The following is a 19,166-nucleotide window of genomic DNA, read 5'->3' as shown; positions in this document are numbered from 1 at the left end:
ATCACGGTCGCCCCGGCGCAGACGCTGACCGACAAGGAATACCAGATCATGCGCAACGCATCCATTGCGGTGCTGCGCGAGATCGGCGTGGATACGGGCGGATCGAACGTGCAGTTCGCGATCAATCCGGCCAACGGCCGCATGATCGTCATCGAAATGAACCCGCGCGTGTCGCGGTCCTCCGCGCTTGCCTCCAAGGCCACGGGCTTTCCTATCGCAAAGGTCGCCGCCAGCCTGGCCGTGGGCTATACCCTGGATGAACTGCGCAACGAAATCACCGGCGGCGCCACCCCGGCGTCCTTCGAGCCCACCCTGGACTACGTCGTCGTCAAGGTGCCGCGTTTTGCCTTTGAAAAATTCCCGCAGGCCGATTCCCGCCTGACCACCCAGATGAAGGCCGTGGGCGAAGTCATGGCCATCGGCCGCACCTTCCAGGAAGCCTTTCAAAAGGCCCTGCGCGGCCTGGAAGTCGGCGTGGACGGCCTGAACCAGAAAACCACCGACCGCGAACGCCTGCAGATCGAGCTGGGCGAACCTGGCCCGGAACGCATCTGGTACGTGGGCGATGCCTTCGCCCAGGGCTTCAGTCTGGACGAAGTGCATCAGCTGACCAAGATCGACCCTTGGTTCCTGGCCCAGATCAAGGAAATCGTCGATATCGAACTGGCCCTGGAACAGCGCACGCTGTCCGAACTGGACGACGACACCATGCGCCAGCTCAAGCGCCGTGGTTTCTCTGATCGTCGCCTGGCCTTCCTGCTGGACACCACCGAATCGGAAGTGCGCAAATTGCGCCATCAGATGAACGTGCGCCCGGTGTACAAACGCGTGGACACCTGCGCGGCGGAATTCGCCACGACCACGGCCTACATGTATTCGACCTACGAGGACGAGGACGAGGCCGCCCCCACCGACCGCAAGAAAATCATCGTGCTGGGCGGCGGGCCCAACCGCATCGGCCAGGGCATCGAATTCGACTACTGCTGCGTGCATGCCGCGCTGGCACTGCGTGAAGACGGTTTCGAGACCATCATGGTCAACTGCAACCCCGAGACCGTCTCCACGGACTACGACACGTCCGATCGCCTGTATTTCGAGCCGCTGACCCTGGAAGACGTGCTGGAGATCGTCCATAAGGAAAACCCGGCCGGCGTCATCGTGCAGTACGGCGGGCAGACGCCGTTGAAGCTTGCCCGTGCCCTGGAAGCCAACGGCGTGCCCATCATCGGCACCAGCCCGGATTCCATCGACGTTGCCGAAGACCGCGAACGCTTCCAGAAACTCCTGACCAAGCTGGGCCTGCGCCAGCCGGCCAATCGCACGGCCCGCACCGAAAGCGAGGCCCTGTCTCTGGCTGGCGAGATCGGTTATCCCCTGGTGGTGCGCCCCAGCTACGTGCTGGGCGGGCGGGCCATGGAAATCGTGCATGAACCCCAGGACCTGGAACGCTACATGCGCGAAGCGGTCAAGGTCAGCAATGATTCCCCGGTGCTGCTGGACCACTTCCTGAACAACGCCACCGAAGTCGACGTGGATTGCCTGGCCGATGGCGAACAAGTCGTCGTGGGCGGCGTCATGGAACACATCGAACAGGCCGGCGTGCACTCGGGCGATTCGGCCTGCAGCCTGCCACCGTATTCGCTGTCGGCGGAAATCGTCGACGAGATCAAGCGCCAGACCGCGCTCATGGCCCGCGCCCTCAACGTCAAGGGCCTGATGAACGTGCAGTTCGCCATCCAGGACGGCGATGTCTACGTGCTGGAAGTCAATCCGCGCGCCTCGCGCACGGTGCCCTACGTGTCCAAGGCCACGGGCCGCCAGTTGGCCAAGATCGCCGCCCGCGTCATGGCCGGTCGCACTCTGGCCCAACAGGGTGTGAGCTCGATCCCGGCGCCTGTCCATTACTGCGTCAAGGAAGCCGTCTTCCCCTTTGTGAAGTTCCCGGGGGTGGACACTATCCTGGGGCCGGAAATGAAATCCACCGGCGAAGTCATGGGCGTGGGCGAGACCTTCGGCGAGGCCTTCGTCAAGTCCCAGATCGCGGCGGGCGCCTGGCTGCCGGAATCCGGCAAGGTCTTCATCAGTGTTCGCGCCCAGGACAAACCCCGCGCCGTCGAGGTCGCCCGAGGCCTGGCCGCCCTGGGCTTCAAGCTCATCGCCACGCGCGGCACGGCCGCCGTCATCGAGGCGGCGGGCCTGACGGTGGAAATCGTCAACAAGGTCACGGAAGGCCGTCCCAACATCGTGGACATGCTCAAGAACGGCGAAATCGCCATGGTCATCAACACGGTGGAAGAGCGCCGCAACGCCATTGCCGATTCGCGCATCATTCGCACGCAATCGCTGGCCAACCGCGTCACCTTCTTCACGACCATCGCTGGTGCGCGCGCTGCCGTCGAAGGCCTGCAGTACCTGCGCCACGGCGGCGGCCTGAAGGTCTACGGCCTGCAAGCCATGCACGCGGCTATCCACGACTGACGCAGCATGGCGGGCGAAACGACGACGTCCGCACGCCCCGAGGCCTCTGCAGTTCCAGAGGCCTGCTCCACGCCCGTCCCGGCGGAATCGCCCGGACGGGTTTTCATTACCGGCGCCAGCAGCGGCATCGGCGCGGCCTTGGCGCGGCGCTACGCAGCGCAGGGTGCCGTCCTGGGCTTGGTGGGGCGCCGCCCGGACGCCCTGCGCGCGGTGGCGGATGCCTTGCCGGGGCAGGGGCACAGGGTCTACCCCCTGGATATCCGGGACCGCGCGGCCTTGCAGGCGGCTGCCCGGGATTTCCTGGCGGGCGGCCCGGTGGATCGGGTGATCGCCAGCGCCGGCATCAGTGCCGGCACCCTGACCGAAGCGCCTGAAGACTTCGCGGTGTTCCAGGCGATCCTCGACACCAACATCCTGGCGATGGTGGCGACCTTCGAACCATTCATCCCCGCGATGCGGGCGCGGCGCAGCGGCGTGCTGGTCGGCATCGGCAGCGTGGCGGGCGTGCGCGGCCTGCCGGGGGCCGGCGCCTACAGCGCATCCAAGGCCGCCGTACGTGCCTATTGCGAGAGCCTGCGGGTGGAACTCCATGGGTCGGGTGTGCAGGTCGTCACCCTGGCGCCAGGCTTCATTGCCACCCCCATGACGGCACGCAACCCGTATCGCATGCCCTTCCTGATGCCGGTGGACCGTTTCGCGAGCCAGGCAGTGCGCGCCATCGAGGCGGGTGACCGCTATCGCGTCATTCCCTGGCCCATGGCCTGGGTGGCGCGCCTGCTGCGCCTGGTGCCCGACGCCCTGTATGACGCCGTGGCGGCCCGGCGCAAACGCAAGCCTCGCATCGGCCGCGATCCCGAATGACAAAAGCCGGGCTCTTTGAAAGAGCCCGGCCAGAGATCTGCCTGAGACCCGTCAGGCCGCGAGGCCCGCCTTGGACGAGCGCGCATCCAGGCTCAGGGCGCCGGCGCCGAACGCCGTCAGTTGCAGCAGGCCGCCGGCAATGGCCAGGTTCTTGAAGAAGTGGGTCGACTGGTTCATGTCGCCGAACTGCGCATGGAAGAACAGGGCGGCCACCACCGAGAAGATCGCCAGGATCAGCGCGCTCAGGCGCGTCCGGTATCCCAGCACCAGCAGGATCGGCAGGACCAGTTCGACGAAGACCGTGGCGGCGTAGGCCAGCGTCGGCAACGGGATGCCGGCCGAGCCGATATAGCCGATGGTGCCGGCGGGCTGGGCGATCTTGCCAGAGACGCCGACCCAGAACAGGATGGCGATCAGGATGCGGCCGATCAGGGAAAATGTGTCGATGGTGCGAGAGTTCATGGTGTGATTCCGTATGAAGCAGGTAAAAACCAGGGTAAGAAAACATCCCGCCCGAAGAACGGGATGCGTATTTGAATCAATCAGGCGGGCGTTTACAGTGCAGAACTGTCCACGAGAATCAGTTCGGCATCCTCGGTGGCAGTGATGCGCAGGACAGGCTCGTCCCGGACGGCTGCGCCGTCGCGTGTTTCCAGCGCAACGCCGTTGACCTCGACCCGGCCGACTGCCGGGACCAGGTAGCCGACGCGGCTCGCATCCTTGAATGCGTATTCCACGGTGTCGCCGGCCTTCAGTGTGGCGCCGCAGACCCGGGCCTGCGCCCGGATGGGCAGCGCCTCTTCATCACCTTCCAGGCCGCTGGCCAAGGTGACGAAACGTCCCGAGCGATCGGCCTTGGGGAAGGGCTGCGTGCCCCAGCAGGGCGTGCCGCCTTTCTGGTCCGGGAAGATCCAGATCTGGAAGATCCGGGTGACACCGGGTTCCAGGTTGTATTCGGAATGGACGATTCCAGTGCCCGCGCTCATGACCTGGACGTCACCCGCCAGCGTGCGGCCCTGATTGCCCAGGTTGTCCTGGTGCGTGATGGCGCCTTCGCGCACAAAGGTGATGATTTCCATATCCGCGTGCGGATGCGGGGGAAAGCCGCTGTTGGGCTGGATCGTGTCGTCGTTCCAGACGCGCAGCGCGCCCCAGTGGACCCGCCGGGGGTCATGGTATTCGGCAAAGGAAAAGTGGTGCCGGGCTTCGAGCCAGCCGTGGTCGGCTGCGCCCAGCGAGGCGTAGGGACGGCGTTCAATCATGATGGCCTCCTTGAGGCTTGGATGATGCGGGTAGTCTACGGTGGATGGATCATGTTGAGAATATAAACAATAGAATTTCATCGTTTCCAATTTTGATATGATTGTTGCCATCCATCTGACCCCGTGGAAAGGAAACGTCGTGAAGGGATTGCCCGATCTCCAGGCCTGGGCCTTGTTTGCCAAAGTCGCTGAAACCGGGTCCTTCGCCCGCGCGGCAGCTGCCTGCCAGGTGTCCCAGGCGACCGTGTCCAAGGCCATCAGCCGCCTGGAAGCCCGCATGAAGACGACGCTGATTCATCGCACGTCGCGTCGCCTGACACTGACCGACAGCGGCCGCAGCGCCCTGGATCGCGCCACGCGCATCCTGGAAGAAGGCGAGGCGATCGAGGCGGAAGTCACGGAACATTCCCAGGCTTTGCGAGGCCGGGTCCGGGTGTCCGCGCCCATGTCCTTCGGCCTGGCGCGCTTGGCACCACTGCTGCCGGGGTTCATGACCTTGCATCCGGAAGTGCAGCTGGATGTGCAGTTCAACGACGCCCAGGTGGATCTGCTGGCCGACCATTTCGATCTGGCCCTGCGGATCGCGCGGCTGGCAGATTCCAGTCTGCTGGCCCGGCGCCTGTGCGGAGTGCGCGTCATGCTGGTCGGCGCGCCCGCATACCTGGATGCACATGGGCGGCCCCGCCATCCGCGAGACCTGCAGGCGCATCAGGCTTTGCATTATTCCTATGCGCGCCACGGAGTGACCTGGCATTTCCGGCATCCACGGCTGGGGGAATTTTCTCAGTTCATGCCGACCCGCCTGCAGGTGAACAACGCCGATGCCCTGATGCCCGCCTTGCGTGCAGGGCTGGGTCTGGCCCTGCAGCCGGAATTCCTGGTCTGGCCGGATTTGCAGTCCGGTGCCCTGGAAACCGTGTTGGCGCCCTGGGCCGTCGAACCCCTGGCCTTGCATGCGGTCACGCCGCCCGGGCGCAATCGGCCCGCCCGCGTCCAGGCCTTCATTGATTATGTGGCGGCTGCCCTGCAGGAAGAGCCCTGGGCACAGGCGGCGGCGCGTTCTGCTTGAACACGGGGTGCCTGCACTGCAACGGGGGCAGGTTCGCTGCCGGGCCGCCCGGCCGGTCTTGCGGGGTGTGCGGCTCGCGCCGTACACTTGCGACGAAATTTCAACCTTCCACCTTCCTCTTCCGGACGGCCTCGGGCCGCTTGCCCATGACAACTACCTATTTCCCCCGCTGGCGTCGCGTGTCCGGCACAGCGGAAGGCGCCGTCGTGCAGCCTGACGAGACCATGCCCTTGCCGCAGACCGTGGCGATGGGCGCCCAGCACGTCGTCGCCATGTTCGGTTCGACCATCCTGGCGCCCCTGATCATGGGCTTCGACCCCAACATGGCCATTCTGATGTCGGGGGTCGGCACGCTGGTGTTCTTCCTGTTCGTCGGTGGCCGGGTTCCCAGCTACCTGGGTTCCAGCTTCGCCTTCATCGGCGGCGTGGTGGCCGTCACCGGCTACGCGGGCAGCGGCCCGAACCCCAACATTGGCGTGGCATTGGGCGCCATCATCGTCTGCGGCCTGATTTATGCAGGCATTGGCTTGCTGACCATGTTCGTCAATGCCCGCCAGGGCGGGGCCGCCGACTGGATCGATCGCTGGATGCCGCCGGTGGTGACGGGGGCCGTGGTGGCCGTCATCGGCCTGAACCTGGCGCCGATCGCCGCCAAGGGCGCCATGGGCGGTTCGTTGTTCGATTCGGTCATGGCGCTGCTGACGATTCTGTGCGTGGGTGGCGTAGCCGTCTACACGCGCGGCCTGGTGCAGCGCCTGCTGATCCTGGTGGGCCTGTTCCTGGCTTGCGTCCTGTACGCAGTGCTGAGCAACGGCCTGGGGCTGGGCACGCCGATCGACTTCTCCGCCATCGCGGCCGCGTCCTGGCTGGGCCTGCCGAAAATGACGGCGCCGGTGTTCGAAGGCCACGCCATCAGCGTCATCGCGCCGGTGGCCATCATCCTGGTTGCCGAGAACCTGGGCCACATCAAGGCCGTCAGCGCCATGACGGGCCAGAACCTGGACCGCTACCTGGGCCGTGCATTTCTGGGCGACGGCGTTGCCACCATGATTTCGGGTTCCATGGGCGGCACGGGGGTCACCACCTACGCCGAGAACATCGGCGTCATGACGGTCACCAAGATCTATTCCACCCTGGTGTTCGTGGTGGCGGCTCTGGTGGCGCTGCTGCTGGGCTTCTCGCCCAAGTTCGGCGCGGTCATCCAGGCCATTCCGGGCCCGGTGCTGGGCGGCATGGCCGTGGTCGTGTTCGGCCTGATCACCATTGCGGGCGCCCGTATCTGGGTGGTCAACCAGGTCGACTTCAGCGACAACCGCAATCTGATCGTGGCGGCCGTGACCCTGATTCTCGGGGCAGGCAATTTTTCCATCGAACTGGGTGGTTTCAAACTGGACGGCATCGGGACGGCCACATTTGGCGCCATCATCCTGTATGCCTTGCTGCGAGGGCGCAAAAAAGCCCCCATGGCCGCCTGAGATCAGGCCTGCCGGCTGCTGCGCCTGAAGGCGGCCGGCGTCCGCTTTTCGTTGCGGGCAAAGAACCGGGTGAAATAGGCCGGGTCTTCGAAGCCCAGGTCGTAGCCGATCTCGGCCACCGTTTTCTCGGTGTACAGCAGATGGCGCTTGGCTTCCAGCAGGATGCGCCTGTGCAGGATCCGAACGGGCGGCTGGCCTGCCATGTCGATGGATACGCGCCGCAGATTGCGTTCTGTCGTGGCCAGCGCCTGGGCGTAGTCCGCCACCCGCCATGGGTCGCGATAGTGCGCTTCGACCAGTTCCTTGAAACGCCGGTAGAGCGCCATCCTGCCTGAATCTTCGTGGCTGTCTTTCTGCAGGCTCAGGTGGCGCAGCCGGGCGACTTCCGCGAACAGCATCAGGACGTTGCCCGAGATCGCCGTGCTTCGGCAGACCCGTTCGTGGATGTATTCATCCAGGATGGTTTCAAACAACCCCCTGAGCCGTCCGACGCTGCCCGGATCGACCGCCCCGGTGATGGTCAGCAGCCGCCCCAGCGCGGCATGGACCGCTTCGTCGCCCGACTGCCGGGCCAGGTCCGCCACGAACCCTTCTGCAATCGTCAGGATCAGCCCTTTGGTGCCCGGCTGCCAGCGAAAGCCGTGAACGATCGGAGGAGGAATGCTGATCAGGACCGGCGCCTGCAATGACAGGGTCTGCTCGTCGAGCATGACGGTCCCGGCGCCTTGCTCGACCCAGATCAGCTGATACAGGTCATGGTGCCGATGTGGCCGGATGTTCCAGCTGTACACCCGGTTGCGTGATTCCAGGGATTCCAGGTGCAGGAAGCGCAGCTCGGCCGCCGTGTCGATCTGGCCATACAGGGAATACAGCGGTATCGAAGCGCCCATGTCCGAAAAACACCATCTTTGGTCCCGTTCGTCCCTACGCAGCAGGCCGCCGGGACGCGATCATGACAGCTCACTTTGTGAAGCTTGAAGCTTAAGGCTTGTGGGCTGAAAAGCACAAGCCGCCACGTGATCGGAGCGCGACATGACACAACTGGATGCCAGCCGGCCAATTCCCGATGTCCTGATATTCAATTTGAGCGAATCCCACAAGGGCTATCGCATCAATAAGCTGTGCGATTCATTGACCTCTGCGGCCAACCGCCTGGCGTATCAGGCTGACGAAGAAGCCTATCTGGCCGCGCATGGCTTGACCGAGGCCGAAAAGAGCATGGTCCGCGCCCGGGACTGGGCAGGCCTCAATGCGGCAGGCGGCAATATCTATTACCTGCTCAAGCTGGGGTTCGTGACCGGACACGGTCTTTATCGGATGGGCGCCCAGATGCGCGGCGAGAGCTTCGACGCTTTCCTGGGTTCTCGCAACGCCAAGGGAGCGCGCTGATCATGGGAAAAATCATTGCCGGCATCGGCACTTCGCACGTCCCCTCGATCGGCGGAGCCTATGACCGGGGCGCGCAGAACGATCCCGACTGGAAGCCGCTGTTCGACGCCTACGTGCCCGTGCGTGAATGGCTGTCGGAACTGCGGCCCGACGTGGCCATCATGGTCTACAACGACCACGGCGCCGAGTTCTTCTTCAACAAATACCCGACCTTCGCGCTGGGCTGCGCGGACCAGTACGCGATTGCCGACGAGGGCATGGGCGTGCGTCCGCTGCCGCCCATCAGGGGCGACTTCGAGTTCTCGCGCCATTTGTGCGAATCGCTGGTCTACGACGAGTTCGACCTGACCCTGTGCCAGGAAATGGCCGTGGAGCATGGTTTCCTGGTGCCGATGCACCTGTGTTTCGACCCCGCGCCCGACTGGGGAGTCGCCGCCGTGCCCTTGGCAGTGAACGTGCTGCTGCACCCTCTGCCGACGGCCCTGCGCTGCTTCAAGCTGGGCCAGGCGATCCGTCGGGCGGTCGAAGCCGATCCGCGCGACCTGCGGGTCGTCATCCTGGGCACCGGCGGCATGTCCCACCAACTGCAGGGCAAGCGCTTCGGTGCGATGAATCCGGCCTTCGATCAGGACTTCCTGAACCGGATCGAGCGCGATCCCGAGAGCCTGGCCCGGATGACGCACCAGGAATTGATGGAGCAGGCAGGCGCCGAAGGCATCGAGCTGATCATGTGGCTGGTGATGCGCGGTGCGCTGTCTGGACAGGCCCGCCGCGTGCATCGGCATTATTACGCCCCCATGACCACGGGCATGGGGCTCATCACCTTCGAAGAACCCTGACCCGGAACCATCCACAGGAGACATCAGTCATGGAAGAAACACGCCGCACCCAGGTCGTCATCATCGGCGCGGGGCCTTCGGGTTTGCTGCTGGGACAGTTGCTGCACAGGCACGGGATCGATCACGTCATCCTGGAAAGCCGCAGCGCCGACTATGTGCTCGGGCGCGTTCGCGCCGGTGTGCTGGAACAACCCACGATCGCCGCCTTGCGCGAAGCAGGCGTCGGGGATCGCGCAGAACAGGAAGGCCTGCGCATGAACGGCTTTGATCTGCGCTGGGATGAGGAAAGCTGCCACATCGATTTCAGCCGCATCGGCAAGCATGCAACCGTCTATGGACAGACGCGCGTCACCCGCGACCTGATGGATGCACGCGTGGCCTGCGGTGGCATCACCCTGTACGAGGCCGGCGATGTGCAGCCTCACGATCTCGAGAGCTCGCGGCCCTACGTCACCTATCGTCACGAAGGGCGGCAGTGGCGCATGGATTGCGATTTCATCGCGGGCTGCGACGGATTCCATGGAGTGTCGCGCCAGTCCATCCCCAAGAGCGCGCTGCAGGAATATGCGCTGACCTTTCCGTTTGGCTGGCTGGCGCTGTTGGCCGACGTCCCTCCGGTCTCGGAGGAGGTCGCCTGGATCAATCACGCCGATGGCTTTCTGATGTGCAGCCTGCGGTCCAGGACGCGCAGCCGCTACTACGTGCAGGTCCCGGCCACCGAAGACATCCGTCACTGGGATGCCGACAAGTTCTGGGACCTGTATCGCAGCCGCCTGCCCAGCGATCTGGCGGAAAAACTGGTGACCGGCCCCGCGCTGGAAATGAGCATCGCGCCCTTGCGCAGCTACGTCTGCACGACGATGCGGCATGGCCGGCTGTTCCTGGTCGGGGATGCGGCACACATCGTGCCGCCGACTGGGGCCAAGGGCCTGAATCTGGCGGTGGGCGATGCCAAGGAATTGGCGGACGCCCTGCGCCGCCATTACCTGGATCACGACACCTCGGATCTGGATGGATATCGCGATCGGGCCCTGGCACGGATCTGGAAAGCCGTGCGCTTTTCGTGGTGGATGACCAACCTGACCCACAAGATGACGGACAACCCGTTCGCGCGGCAGATGCAGCTTGCCGAGTTCGAGTACACGCGCAGTTCCGAGGCGGCGCAGATCGCCATTGCGGAAAATTTCTGCGGCTTGGAAACAGCCTAGACGACAGATTGCTTCCGGTTTCGATTCCAAAGGAGGAAGACATGATATCGCTGAAGAAAATCGCTTTTGCTGCCGCCCTGACCGTCGCCGCCGGCGCTCAGGCCCAGGATCTGAAGATCGGTGTGATCCTGCCGCTGACCGGGCCTTTTGCCGCTCATGGACAGCAGCTGGAGAACAGTATCCGCCTGTACATGCGCCAGCACGGCGACACCGTGGCTGGCCGCAAGATCCGGTTGATCATCAAGGATGACACCGGCATCGCGCCGGCGGTCAGCAAGCGCCAGGCGCAAGAGTTGCTGGTGCGAGACAAGGTCGACCTGCTGGCCGGCTTCGGCATGACTCCGTCGGCATTTTCCGTGGCCCCCCTGGCGCAGGAATCCCGGACCCCCATGGTGGTCATGAATGCGGCGACCTCTTCCATCACCACGAAGTCGGACTACATCGTCCGCACCTCGTTCACCCTGCCGCAAGTCACGACACCGATTGCGGCCTGGTCGCTGGGCAACGGGATCAAGACGGTCTACACCATCGTGGCCGATTACGGCCCCGGCCACGATGCCGAGGCGGAGTTCACCAAGACCTTCACCGCCGGCGGGGGCAAGATCGTCGGTCAGGTCCGCACGCCGGTCAGCACGCCGGATTTCGCACCTTTCCTGCAAAAGGCGAAGGACGCCAAACCCGATGCCATTTTCGTCATGCTGCCAGCGGGCGAGCAGGGGGTCGCTTTCGTGAAGGGCTATAAAGAGCGTGGCCTGGACGCCGCCGGCATCCGCCTGGTGACGACCGGCGATCTGACCGATGAGGGCGTGATCGATGCCATGGGCGATGCGGCCCTGGGCATGATCACATCCTTTCATTATTCCCAGGCCCACGAGTCTGCGGAAAACAAGACCTATGTCGCGGACTACCTGCAGGCGTACCCCGGTCAGCGGCCGAACTTCTGGACCGTGGGCGGCTACGACGGCATGCATCTCATCTATGATGCGCTGCGCAAGACCGGCGGCAATGCCGACGGGGACGCGTTCATGGCAGCCGTGAAGGGCATGCACTGGATGAGTCCGCGCGGCCCGGTATCGATTGACCCGCAGACTCGCGACCTGGTCCAGGATGTCTACATCCGCAAGGTCGAGCGAGTCGGCTCGGTCCTGCAGAACGTCGAGTTCGATAAGCAAGAGCAGGTCAAGGATCCTGGGAAATGACACGATCCACAGTCTGGGGTCGAATGTTTCCGCAGTGCGCGGTCGGTGCCCGAGAAATCTGAAGCCCCGACGCGGGGCTTGCATTTTCCCGCCAGATTGACCACAATAGCCTCAGCACCCCGGTTTCGGCCGGGGTTTTTCACGAGCGAATCTATTGCCTCATCCGGCTTCGTGCAGGGAACACCATCCCGCCGCCGGCGGCTGTGATCAGTCCACCGCGTAGGTCGCTCGCTCTCAGCATCCCGGGACGGAATTTCATTTCGAATCTGCCGGGGTATGGCGATAGGGGTTCACCTCTGTCTTTACTTTTTCTTGTTGTCAGGCGCCCCCGCGCATGGGGCGTCTTTTTACTTTGAGTCAGGAAACTATGGCTGCGATCCCTTTGACAGCTCGTGGGGCTGAGCGTTTGCAAGCTGAATTGCAACGTCTGAAGACGGTAGAACGCCCCGAAGTCATCAATGCCATCGCCGAGGCGCGTGCGCAGGGCGATCTGTCTGAAAACGCCGAATATGATGCCGCCCGCGAACGCCAGGGCTTCATCGAGGGCCGGATCCAGGAATTGGAAGGCTCTCTGTCCAACGCACAGATCATCAATCCGGCAGATCTGGACGTCGAGGGCCAGGCCGTGTTTGGCGCGACCGTCGAAATCGAGGATCTGGAATCGGGCGAACGCCTGACCTACCAGATCGTGGGCGATCTGGAAGCCGACATCCGTGCCAACATGATCTCGGTGTCCAGCCCGGTGGCGCGCGCCTTGATCGGCAAGAGCCAGGGCGACGTGGTCGAAGTCCGCGCCCCTGCCGGTGTGCGCGAATACGAGGTCTGCTCCGTCAGCTATCAGTAGGGCTGCCGCAGAGCCGAAAAATATCCCCACGCCACGCAGGGCAGGCGTCAAAAAATTCAGCCCCGGTGTCGGTGCAGGTACCGATGCCGGGGCTGTTTTTTTGCCGAGCAGCGGCGCAGCGTGGAGCTGGATGATCAGCGAGGATTGCGGCTGCGTCGGGCGCCGGCGCGCAGCGACAGGGCGCTGCCGCTGCGGCGCGGGATGCCGTGGGCATTGGCGGACGTCGACCGGCTGCCAGTCGGGCGTGCGCGGCCAGTGCCAGGACGGCTGGGGGCGTCGTCCCGGCGACCATCGCGACCATCAGCAGGCCCGAAGCCGATTTTGCCGGAGACGTCGTCCCTGGATTTGCGCGGGGCGTGGTGGGCAGCCGGTTTGTCCGCCCCCGGATGCGCAGCCTGCTTCTTGGGCACATAGGGGTCGGATTTTTTCCGCACGGCGCGGGTGATGTTGGCTGCTGCTGCGGCCGCCTGTTGCGCGACCACGTCGGGCCGGTAGATAATCAGCGTCTTGCCTAGATGATGCACTGCAGCGCACGACAGGGCATCGCAGATGGTTTCCAGCATGGCTTCGCGGTCTGGGCGTTCGGCGCCTGCCACACGGACTTTGATCAGTTCGTGGGATGTCAGACTGCGGTCGATTTCACCCAGCACGGCGTCGGTCAGGCCTTTGTCGCCGATCAGGACGACAGGGTGCAGCGGGTGGGCAGCGGCGCGCAGGTCGCGGCGCTGCTGGGGGCTTAGTTCGAGTTTCGGCATACTGGAATTGTACGGGAATGGCCAAGAAAAAATTCTCCAAAGCGTGGGTGCAGCGTCATATTCAAGACCCTTACGTGAAAATGGCGCAACAAAAGGGCTATCGTGCCCGCGCGGCATTCAAATTGACGGAAATCCTGGATACCGAAAGACTGTTGCGCCGAGGTGACGTCGTGGTCGACCTGGGCGCGACTCCCGGCAGCTGGTCGCAGATCGCGCGCGAACGGCTGCTGGCGGCCGGCGGTGTGATCGACGGGCGCATCATCGCCCTGGATCTCCTGCCCATGGAGCCCATCGCCGGCGTGGAGTTCATTCAGGGCGATTTCCGCGACGACGCGGTCCTGCAGCAATTGCACGATTGCCTTCAGGGCCAGGTGGTGGACCTTGTGATTTCGGATATGGCCCCCAACTTGTCCGGTGTGGCCTCGGCCGATTCCGCCCGGATTGCGCATGTCTGCGAATTGGCGTTGGAATTTGCCTGCAGCCACCTGAAACCGGACGGCGCCCTGATCGTCAAGGCCTTCCACGGCAGCGGGTTTTCCCAGATCGTGCAGACCTTCAAGCAGCATTTCGTGCGGGTCGTCGAACGCAAGCCCAAGGCTTCGCGGGACGAATCTTCGGAAACCTTCCTGGTTGGCCGGGGCTTGAAATTCCCGCGTGAACCGGGGCCGTAGATCGGCACCGGCCGGCTGTGGCCGGATGGTGGATTCAGGTAGAATGAAACATTGACGGATTTGTCAGCTTGTTGTAATCGCGCATTTCTGCGGATGACAGGCCGACGACAGCAAAACCCAGGAGATTCGCTTTGAACAACTCGTTTTCCAAGATCGCGGTCTGGCTGGTGATCGCGCTCGTGCTCTTTACGGTGTTCAAACAGTTCGACGGCCGCCCGGTCGCCGGCAGTGATTCCGTGACTTACACGCAGTTCATGAACGACGCGCGGGCGGGTCGGATCAACAAGGTCGACATCCAGGGCGACACCATCTATGTCACGCCCGAATCCGGCCGTGCCTACAGCCTGACCTCGCCCGGCGACCTGTGGATGGTGCCCGAACTGGTGAAAGACGGCGTGCAGGTGTCGGGCAAGGCCCGCGAAGAACCGTCCTTCCTGACCAGTCTGTTCATTTCCTGGTTCCCGATGCTGCTGCTGATCGGGGTGTGGATTTTCTTCATGCGTCAGATGCAGGGCGGCGGAAAGGGCGGGGCCTTCAGCTTCGGCAAATCCCGCGCCCGCATGCTCGATGAAAACAACAACAACATCACCTTTGCCGACGTCGCCGGTTGCGACGAGGCGAAAGAAGATGTCCAGGAACTCGTCGATTTCCTGCGTGATCCCACCAAATTCCAGCGCCTGGGCGGTCGCATTCCGCGCGGCGTGCTGATGGTCGGCCCTCCGGGTACCGGCAAGACCCTGCTGGCCAAGGCCATTGCGGGCGAGGCCAAGGTCCCCTTCTTCAGCATTTCCGGTTCCGATTTCGTTGAAATGTTCGTCGGCGTGGGCGCGGCCCGTGTCCGCGACATGTTCGAAAACGCCAAGAAACAATCCCCCTGCATCATCTTCATCGATGAAATCGACGCCGTGGGCCGCCAGCGCGGCGCCGGCCTGGGCGGGGGCAACGACGAACGCGAACAGACCCTGAACCAGCTGCTGGTCGAAATGGACGGTTTTGAAACCGGTCAGGGCGTACTGGTGGTCGCGGCCACCAACCGGCCCGACGTGCTGGATCCGGCCTTGCTGCGTCCGGGGCGCTTCGACCGCCAGGTGGTGGTGTCGCTGCCCGACATTCGTGGCCGCGAGCAGATCCTGAAAGTCCATATGCGCAAGGTCCCCATTGCCCAGGACGTCGATCCCAACGTTCTGGCGCGCGGCACGCCCGGGTTTTCGGGGGCCGACCTGGCCAACCTGATCAACGAGGCTGCTCTGTTCGCTGCCCGGCGCAACGGTCGCACGGTCGACATGAACGACCTGGAAAAGGCGAAGGACAAGATCATCATGGGCGCCGAGCGCCGTTCCATGATCATGCCGGAAGAAGAACGCCGCAATACCGCGTATCACGAATCCGGTCACGCGCTGGTGGCCCGCATGCTGCCGAAAACCGATCCGGTGCATAAAGTCACCATCATTCCGCGCGGCCGTGCCCTGGGTGTGACCATGCAGTTGCCGGAGGGCGACCGCTACAGCATGGACAAGGAACGCCTGCTGAACACCATCGCGGTGCTGTTTGGCGGACGCATCGCCGAAGAAGTCTTCATGCACCAGATGACCACGGGGGCCTCCAACGACTTCGAGCGCGCCACGGCCATCGCGCGCGACATCGTCACGCGCTACGGCATGACCGATTCCCTGGGGCCGGTCGTCTATGCCGAAAACGAGGGCGAGGTCTTCCTGGGCCGCAGCGTCACGAAGACCACGCACGTCTCCGAGGCCACCATGCAAAAGGTCGATGCCGAGATCCGCAGCATCATCGACGAGCAGTACAGCGTGGCCCGCAACCTGATCGAGTCCAACCAGGACAAGATGCACGCCATGGCCAATGCCCTGCTCGAATGGGAAACCATCGATGCCGAGCAGATCAACGACATCATGGAAGGCCGGCCGCCGCGTCCCCCGCGTTCGTCTTCGTCGGGTAACAGCGACAACACGCCGCACACGCCGCCGTCGGCTGGCCAGGCAGCCGCCAACCCGGATAAGGGCCCTGCCACCACGCCCGTCTGATCGGGTCGTTTCCGAATCCATATGTTTGCAACTCTTCAATGCGGGCGTTTCCAGCTGTCTCTGGAACGCCCGCTGGTCATGGGAATCGTCAACGTCACGCCGGATTCCTTTTCCGACGGCAACGCCCATTTCCAGGCGGCCCAGGCGGTGGCTCATGGCCTGCGCCTGATCCAGGAAGGCGCCGACATGCTGGACATCGGCGGCGAATCCACCCGGCCAGGGGCGCAGGCCGTCTCGGTGGACGAGGAATGGCGTCGCATCCAGCCGGTGATCCAGGGGCTGCGCGATAGCGGCGTCCCCCTGTCGGTCGATACCTGCAAGCCAGCCGTCATGCGGCGCGCCCTGCAGGCGGGGGCCGACATGATCAACGACATCAGCGGATTCACGGCGTCAGGCGCCCTGGATGCCGTGCGGGATGCCGGGTGCGCCCTGTGCCTGATGCACATGCGCGGGGAACCCCGTACCATGCAGCAGGATCCCGTCTATGACGACGTAGTTGCCGAGATTCGCGACTATCTGGCCGCCGGTGCGCAGCGCCTGCGCGATGCCGGTATTGCAGCCGAACGCATCGTCCTGGATCCGGGGTTTGGCTTTGGCAAGACGGTGGCGCACAATTACGCCTTGCTGCGTCACCTGCCGCAGGTCATGGGGGCTGATTACCCCAGCCTGGTGGGCGTGTCGCGCAAATCGATGATCGGGGCCGTGACCGGGCGGCCCGCTGCGCAGCGCCTGGGCGGCAGTGTCGCGGCGGCGCTGGCGGGCGCGGTGCGCGGGGCGCATATCCTGCGGGTCCACGATGTGGCGGATACCGTGGATGCCCTGCGAGTCTGGGCGGCGGTCGAACAACCGCATGTTGAACAAGGAGTCCGTGCATGAGCACGCGTAAGTATTTCGGGACCGATGGGGTCCGTGGCGTGGTTGGCGGCGAGCGCATCAATGCGGAATTCGCGCTGCGTTTGGGGTATGCCGCCGGTCGTGTGCTGGCGCAGGGCGCGGTTTCGGCCGGGCGCCCCACCGTGGTGATCGGCAAGGACACGCGGATCTCCGGCTACATGCTGGAATCCGCCCTGGAAGCCGGTTTGTCGGCAGCGGGGGTCGACGTGCTGCTGGCGGGGCCGATTCCGACGCCTGCCGTGGCCTATCTGACCCGCGCCTGGCGGCTGGCCGCCGGCATCGTCATCAGCGCGTCGCACAATCCGCACTATGACAACGGCATCAAATTCTTTTCGTCGGCCGGGACCAAATTGCCCGACGCCACCGAAGCCGCCATCGAGGCCATGCTGGAACAGCCCGTGGGCTGTGCGGACTCGGCCGGGTTGGGCCGGGCGCGGCGCATCAACGATGCAGCCGGGCGCTACATCGAATTTTGCAAGAGCACGTTTCCCAGCGAGCTGGACCTGCAGGGCCTGAAGATCGTGGTCGATGCCGCCCACGGGGCGGCCTATCACATCGCGCCCCACGTCTTTCGGGAACTGGGAGCCGACGTCAGCGCCATCGGCTGTGATCCGGACGGCTTCAACATCAATGAAAAGGTCGGCGCCACCCACCCGGAAACCCTGGCGGCGGCAGTCCTGGCTCAAGGCGCGGATTTCGGTGTCGCGCTGGACGGCGACGCCGACCGCCTGCAGATGGTGGATGCCTCGGGGCGCCTGTACAACGGCGACGAACTGCTCTATGCCATCGTGCGGGACCGGGCCAAGCTGCATCCCGTCGACGGCGTGGTCGGCACGCTGATGACGAATTTCGGCCTGGAACGCCGCCTGAAGGAATTGCGCATTCCCTTCGAGCGTGCCCAGGTCGGCGACCGTTACGTGCTGGAACTGCTGCGCCAGCACGGCTGGCTGTACGGCGGCGAAAGTTCCGGCCACTTGCTGTGCCTGGACAAGCACACTACGGGTGACGGCATCGTTGCCGCCTTGCAGGTGCTGGCGGCGGTGCGTCATGCGCAGGTGCCGTTGGCGGCCCTGGTGGCCGATCTGAAGATGTATGCGCAGCAGATGGTCAACGTGCCCCTGGCTCCGGGACTGGACTGGAAGTCTCATGCGGGCCTGCAGGCGGCCTCGCAGGCGGTGCGTGACGCATTGGGCGAGCGCGGGCGGGTATTGATCCGCGCCTCGGGTACCGAACCCAAGCTGCGCCTGATGGTCGAGGCCGATGATGCCGCGCTGGCCGAAGAAGGCGTGCGTCAGCTCGTGGCTGTCAAATTGACCTGATTGCATCCTGTCTCATGGGTGACATATTGATCGGGCACAATCGTCTCCACCTCACGGAACCCTGGAGATCTTCATGCTGGCCTGCCATCCCTTGTCGCACGCGGTGCCCATGGAACAGATAGACTGGCCTGGAGTAGAGGCCGGTGGCCTGACCCTGAGCATCGCCCGTACGCCGGCCGACCTCGAGGCCCTGCAGCGCCTGCGCTTTCGGGTCTTCACCGAGGACATGGGTGCGCACTTCCCCAACGCTGAAGGCGACCGGGACGTCGATCATTTCGATCCCTGGTGCGTGCATTTCATGGTGCAGGACGTGCAAACGCGCCGCGTCGTGGGCACCTACCGCCTGCTGACGCCGGAATCGGCCGTCTGGGCGGGCAGCTATTATTCCGAATCCGAATTCGACCTGGCGCCACTGCAGGCCTTGCGACCCTGGCTGGTGGAAGTCGGGCGCTCCTGCATCGATGCGCAATTCCGCCATGGCACGGCCATCATGTTGTTGTGGTCGGCCCTTGGCCAGGTCATGATGCAGGGCGGCTACCGCTACATGCTGGGCTGCGCCAGTGTCAGCCTGCGCGATGGCGGCGCCACAGCGTCCGAGGTCTGGCGACAGGCACAGGCGCTGATGGACCGCCATCCCGACGTGCCTCGCATCCGGGCCCTGCATCCCTATCCGGTGGATCGCCTGAACAGCACGCTGCCCGCGCGGGTGCCGCCCTTGATCAAGGGCTACCTGAAGCTGGGCGCGACCATCTGCGGGGCGCCGGCATGGGACCCGGATTTCCACACGGCCGATTTTCCCATCCTGCTGGATCTGGAGTGGCTGGACGCCCGCTATCGCCGGCATTTCGGGATGCTCTGAAC

The 19,166-nt window shown here is 64.2% G+C and carries 18 protein-coding genes; 14 read left to right on the top strand and 4 right to left on the bottom strand.

The genetic code is table 11. The features are described from left to right. Positions 1 to 2,478: carbamoyl-phosphate synthase large subunit (gene carB, locus VDP74_RS07020; RefSeq protein ID WP_322998915.1), on the top strand; the 2,478-nt coding region annotated here is incomplete at its 5' end. Between the two features lie 6 nt (positions 2,479 to 2,484). Next, positions 2,485 to 3,339, top strand: a complete 855-nt coding sequence (locus tag VDP74_RS07015; RefSeq protein ID WP_322998914.1) for an SDR family oxidoreductase — start codon at positions 2,485 to 2,487, stop codon at positions 3,337 to 3,339. 51 nt (positions 3,340 to 3,390) lie between these two features. Here the strand turns inward: VDP74_RS07015 and VDP74_RS07010 are convergent, their stop codons facing one another. Then, the gene (locus tag VDP74_RS07010) at positions 3,391 to 3,801 is read right to left on the bottom strand and encodes a DoxX family protein (RefSeq protein ID WP_322998913.1); all 411 of its coding nucleotides are present in this window, start codon (positions 3,799 to 3,801) and stop codon (positions 3,391 to 3,393) included. Between the two features lie 92 nt (positions 3,802 to 3,893). Continuing rightward, positions 3,894 to 4,601: a pirin family protein gene (locus tag VDP74_RS07005; protein ID WP_322998912.1), complete on the bottom strand. Its 708-nt coding sequence runs from the start codon at positions 4,599 to 4,601 to the stop codon at positions 3,894 to 3,896. Positions 4,602 to 4,740: 139 nt separating this feature from the next. On the opposite strand from VDP74_RS07005, the gene VDP74_RS07000 reads away from it, so the two are divergent. Beyond that, a complete protein-coding gene (locus VDP74_RS07000; protein WP_322998911.1) occupies positions 4,741 to 5,670 on the top strand; it encodes a LysR family transcriptional regulator in 930 nt (309 codons plus the stop codon). A gap of 146 nt (positions 5,671 to 5,816) precedes the next feature. Then, positions 5,817 to 7,145 (top strand): solute carrier family 23 protein, encoded by a 1,329-nt coding sequence (locus VDP74_RS06995; RefSeq protein ID WP_322998910.1) that lies wholly within the window; start codon positions 5,817 to 5,819, stop codon positions 7,143 to 7,145. Positions 7,146 to 7,147: 2 nt separating this feature from the next. Here the strand turns inward: VDP74_RS06995 and VDP74_RS06990 are convergent, their stop codons facing one another. Then, positions 7,148 to 8,035, bottom strand: a complete 888-nt coding sequence (locus tag VDP74_RS06990) for a helix-turn-helix domain-containing protein (protein ID WP_322998909.1) — start codon at positions 8,033 to 8,035, stop codon at positions 7,148 to 7,150. A gap of 142 nt (positions 8,036 to 8,177) precedes the next feature. Between VDP74_RS06990 and VDP74_RS06985 the strand changes: the two genes are divergently transcribed. From VDP74_RS06985 to greA, 5 genes are all read left to right on the top strand, one after another. Further along, on the top strand, positions 8,178 to 8,534 hold the full coding sequence (locus tag VDP74_RS06985) for a protocatechuate 3,4-dioxygenase (protein WP_322998908.1): 357 nt from the start codon (positions 8,178 to 8,180) through the stop codon (positions 8,532 to 8,534). A 2-nt stretch (positions 8,535 to 8,536) separates the two neighbouring features. Then, on the top strand, positions 8,537 to 9,373 hold the full coding sequence (locus VDP74_RS06980) for a class III extradiol dioxygenase family protein (RefSeq protein WP_322998907.1): 837 nt from the start codon (positions 8,537 to 8,539) through the stop codon (positions 9,371 to 9,373). Between the two features lie 29 nt (positions 9,374 to 9,402). Continuing rightward, entirely contained in the window at positions 9,403 to 10,581 is a 1,179-nt protein-coding gene (gene pobA / locus VDP74_RS06975) for a 4-hydroxybenzoate 3-monooxygenase (RefSeq protein WP_322998906.1), read from the top strand. Positions 10,582 to 10,622: 41 nt separating this feature from the next. Beyond that, positions 10,623 to 11,780, top strand: a complete 1,158-nt coding sequence (locus VDP74_RS06970) for an ABC transporter substrate-binding protein (RefSeq protein WP_322998905.1) — start codon at positions 10,623 to 10,625, stop codon at positions 11,778 to 11,780. Between the two features lie 367 nt (positions 11,781 to 12,147). Further along, entirely contained in the window at positions 12,148 to 12,624 is a 477-nt protein-coding gene (gene greA / locus VDP74_RS06965) for a transcription elongation factor GreA (protein ID WP_322998904.1), read from the top strand. A 134-nt stretch (positions 12,625 to 12,758) separates the two neighbouring features. On the opposite strand, the gene VDP74_RS06960 is transcribed toward greA, so the two are convergent. Then, positions 12,759 to 13,379 (bottom strand): YhbY family RNA-binding protein, encoded by a 621-nt coding sequence (locus VDP74_RS06960; RefSeq protein WP_322998903.1) that lies wholly within the window; start codon positions 13,377 to 13,379, stop codon positions 12,759 to 12,761. Positions 13,380 to 13,396: 17 nt separating this feature from the next. On the opposite strand from VDP74_RS06960, the gene VDP74_RS06955 reads away from it, so the two are divergent. The 5 genes from VDP74_RS06955 (at position 13,397) to VDP74_RS06935 (ending at position 19,164) form a co-directional block, all read left to right on the top strand. Beyond that, complete coding sequence (locus VDP74_RS06955) at positions 13,397 to 14,050, top strand: RlmE family RNA methyltransferase (RefSeq protein WP_322998902.1); 654 nt, start codon at positions 13,397 to 13,399, stop codon at positions 14,048 to 14,050. 131 nt (positions 14,051 to 14,181) lie between these two features. After that, on the top strand, positions 14,182 to 16,092 hold the full coding sequence (gene ftsH, locus VDP74_RS06950; RefSeq protein ID WP_322998901.1) for an ATP-dependent zinc metalloprotease FtsH: 1,911 nt from the start codon (positions 14,182 to 14,184) through the stop codon (positions 16,090 to 16,092). Positions 16,093 to 16,113: 21 nt separating this feature from the next. Then, positions 16,114 to 16,968 carry a dihydropteroate synthase gene (gene folP / locus VDP74_RS06945; RefSeq protein ID WP_322998900.1) on the top strand — a complete coding sequence of 285 codons (855 nt, stop codon included), beginning with the start codon at positions 16,114 to 16,116 and terminating at the stop codon, positions 16,966 to 16,968. Further along, positions 16,965 to 18,305 carry a phosphoglucosamine mutase gene (glmM, locus tag VDP74_RS06940; protein WP_322998899.1) on the top strand — a complete coding sequence of 447 codons (1,341 nt, stop codon included), beginning with the start codon at positions 16,965 to 16,967 and terminating at the stop codon, positions 18,303 to 18,305. Before folP ends, glmM begins: the two co-directional genes overlap by 4 nt. Positions 18,306 to 18,378: 73 nt before the next feature. Beyond that, a complete protein-coding gene (locus VDP74_RS06935) occupies positions 18,379 to 19,164 on the top strand; it encodes a GNAT family N-acetyltransferase (protein ID WP_416232950.1) in 786 nt (261 codons plus the stop codon). The last annotated feature ends 2 nt before the right edge of the window (positions 19,165 to 19,166 follow it).

Source organism: Castellaniella sp., from assembly GCF_034674885.1.
Classification (GTDB): Bacteria; Pseudomonadota; Gammaproteobacteria; order Burkholderiales; family Burkholderiaceae_B; genus Castellaniella.
The sequence above is the reverse complement of the archived record's forward strand: the minus strand, read 5'-3'. Positions and strand labels throughout refer to the sequence as shown.

Excerpts from the sequence above, each read along its gene's own strand:
- VDP74_RS07015 (WP_322998914.1), top strand. The coding sequence starts at position 2,485 with ATGGCGGGCGAAACGACGACGTCCGCACGCCCCGAGGCCTCTGCAGTT.
- VDP74_RS07010 (WP_322998913.1), bottom strand. The coding sequence starts at position 3,801 with ATGAACTCTCGCACCATCGACACATTTTCCCTGATCGGCCGCATCCTG.
- VDP74_RS07005 (WP_322998912.1), bottom strand. The coding sequence starts at position 4,601 with ATGATTGAACGCCGTCCCTACGCCTCGCTGGGCGCAGCCGACCACGGC.
- VDP74_RS06995 (WP_322998910.1), top strand. The coding sequence starts at position 5,817 with ATGACAACTACCTATTTCCCCCGCTGGCGTCGCGTGTCCGGCACAGCG.
- VDP74_RS06990 (WP_322998909.1), bottom strand. The coding sequence starts at position 8,035 with ATGGGCGCTTCGATACCGCTGTATTCCCTGTATGGCCAGATCGACACG.
- VDP74_RS06985 (WP_322998908.1), top strand. The coding sequence starts at position 8,178 with ATGACACAACTGGATGCCAGCCGGCCAATTCCCGATGTCCTGATATTC.
- VDP74_RS06980 (WP_322998907.1), top strand. The coding sequence starts at position 8,537 with ATGGGAAAAATCATTGCCGGCATCGGCACTTCGCACGTCCCCTCGATC.
- pobA (WP_322998906.1), top strand. The coding sequence starts at position 9,403 with ATGGAAGAAACACGCCGCACCCAGGTCGTCATCATCGGCGCGGGGCCT.
- VDP74_RS06970 (WP_322998905.1), top strand. The coding sequence starts at position 10,623 with ATGATATCGCTGAAGAAAATCGCTTTTGCTGCCGCCCTGACCGTCGCC.
- greA (WP_322998904.1), top strand. The coding sequence starts at position 12,148 with ATGGCTGCGATCCCTTTGACAGCTCGTGGGGCTGAGCGTTTGCAAGCT.
- VDP74_RS06960 (WP_322998903.1), bottom strand. The coding sequence starts at position 13,379 with ATGCCGAAACTCGAACTAAGCCCCCAGCAGCGCCGCGACCTGCGCGCC.
- VDP74_RS06955 (WP_322998902.1), top strand. The coding sequence starts at position 13,397 with ATGGCCAAGAAAAAATTCTCCAAAGCGTGGGTGCAGCGTCATATTCAA.
- folP (WP_322998900.1), top strand. The coding sequence starts at position 16,114 with ATGTTTGCAACTCTTCAATGCGGGCGTTTCCAGCTGTCTCTGGAACGC.
- glmM (WP_322998899.1), top strand. The coding sequence starts at position 16,965 with ATGAGCACGCGTAAGTATTTCGGGACCGATGGGGTCCGTGGCGTGGTT.
- VDP74_RS06935 (WP_416232950.1), top strand. The coding sequence starts at position 18,379 with ATGCTGGCCTGCCATCCCTTGTCGCACGCGGTGCCCATGGAACAGATA.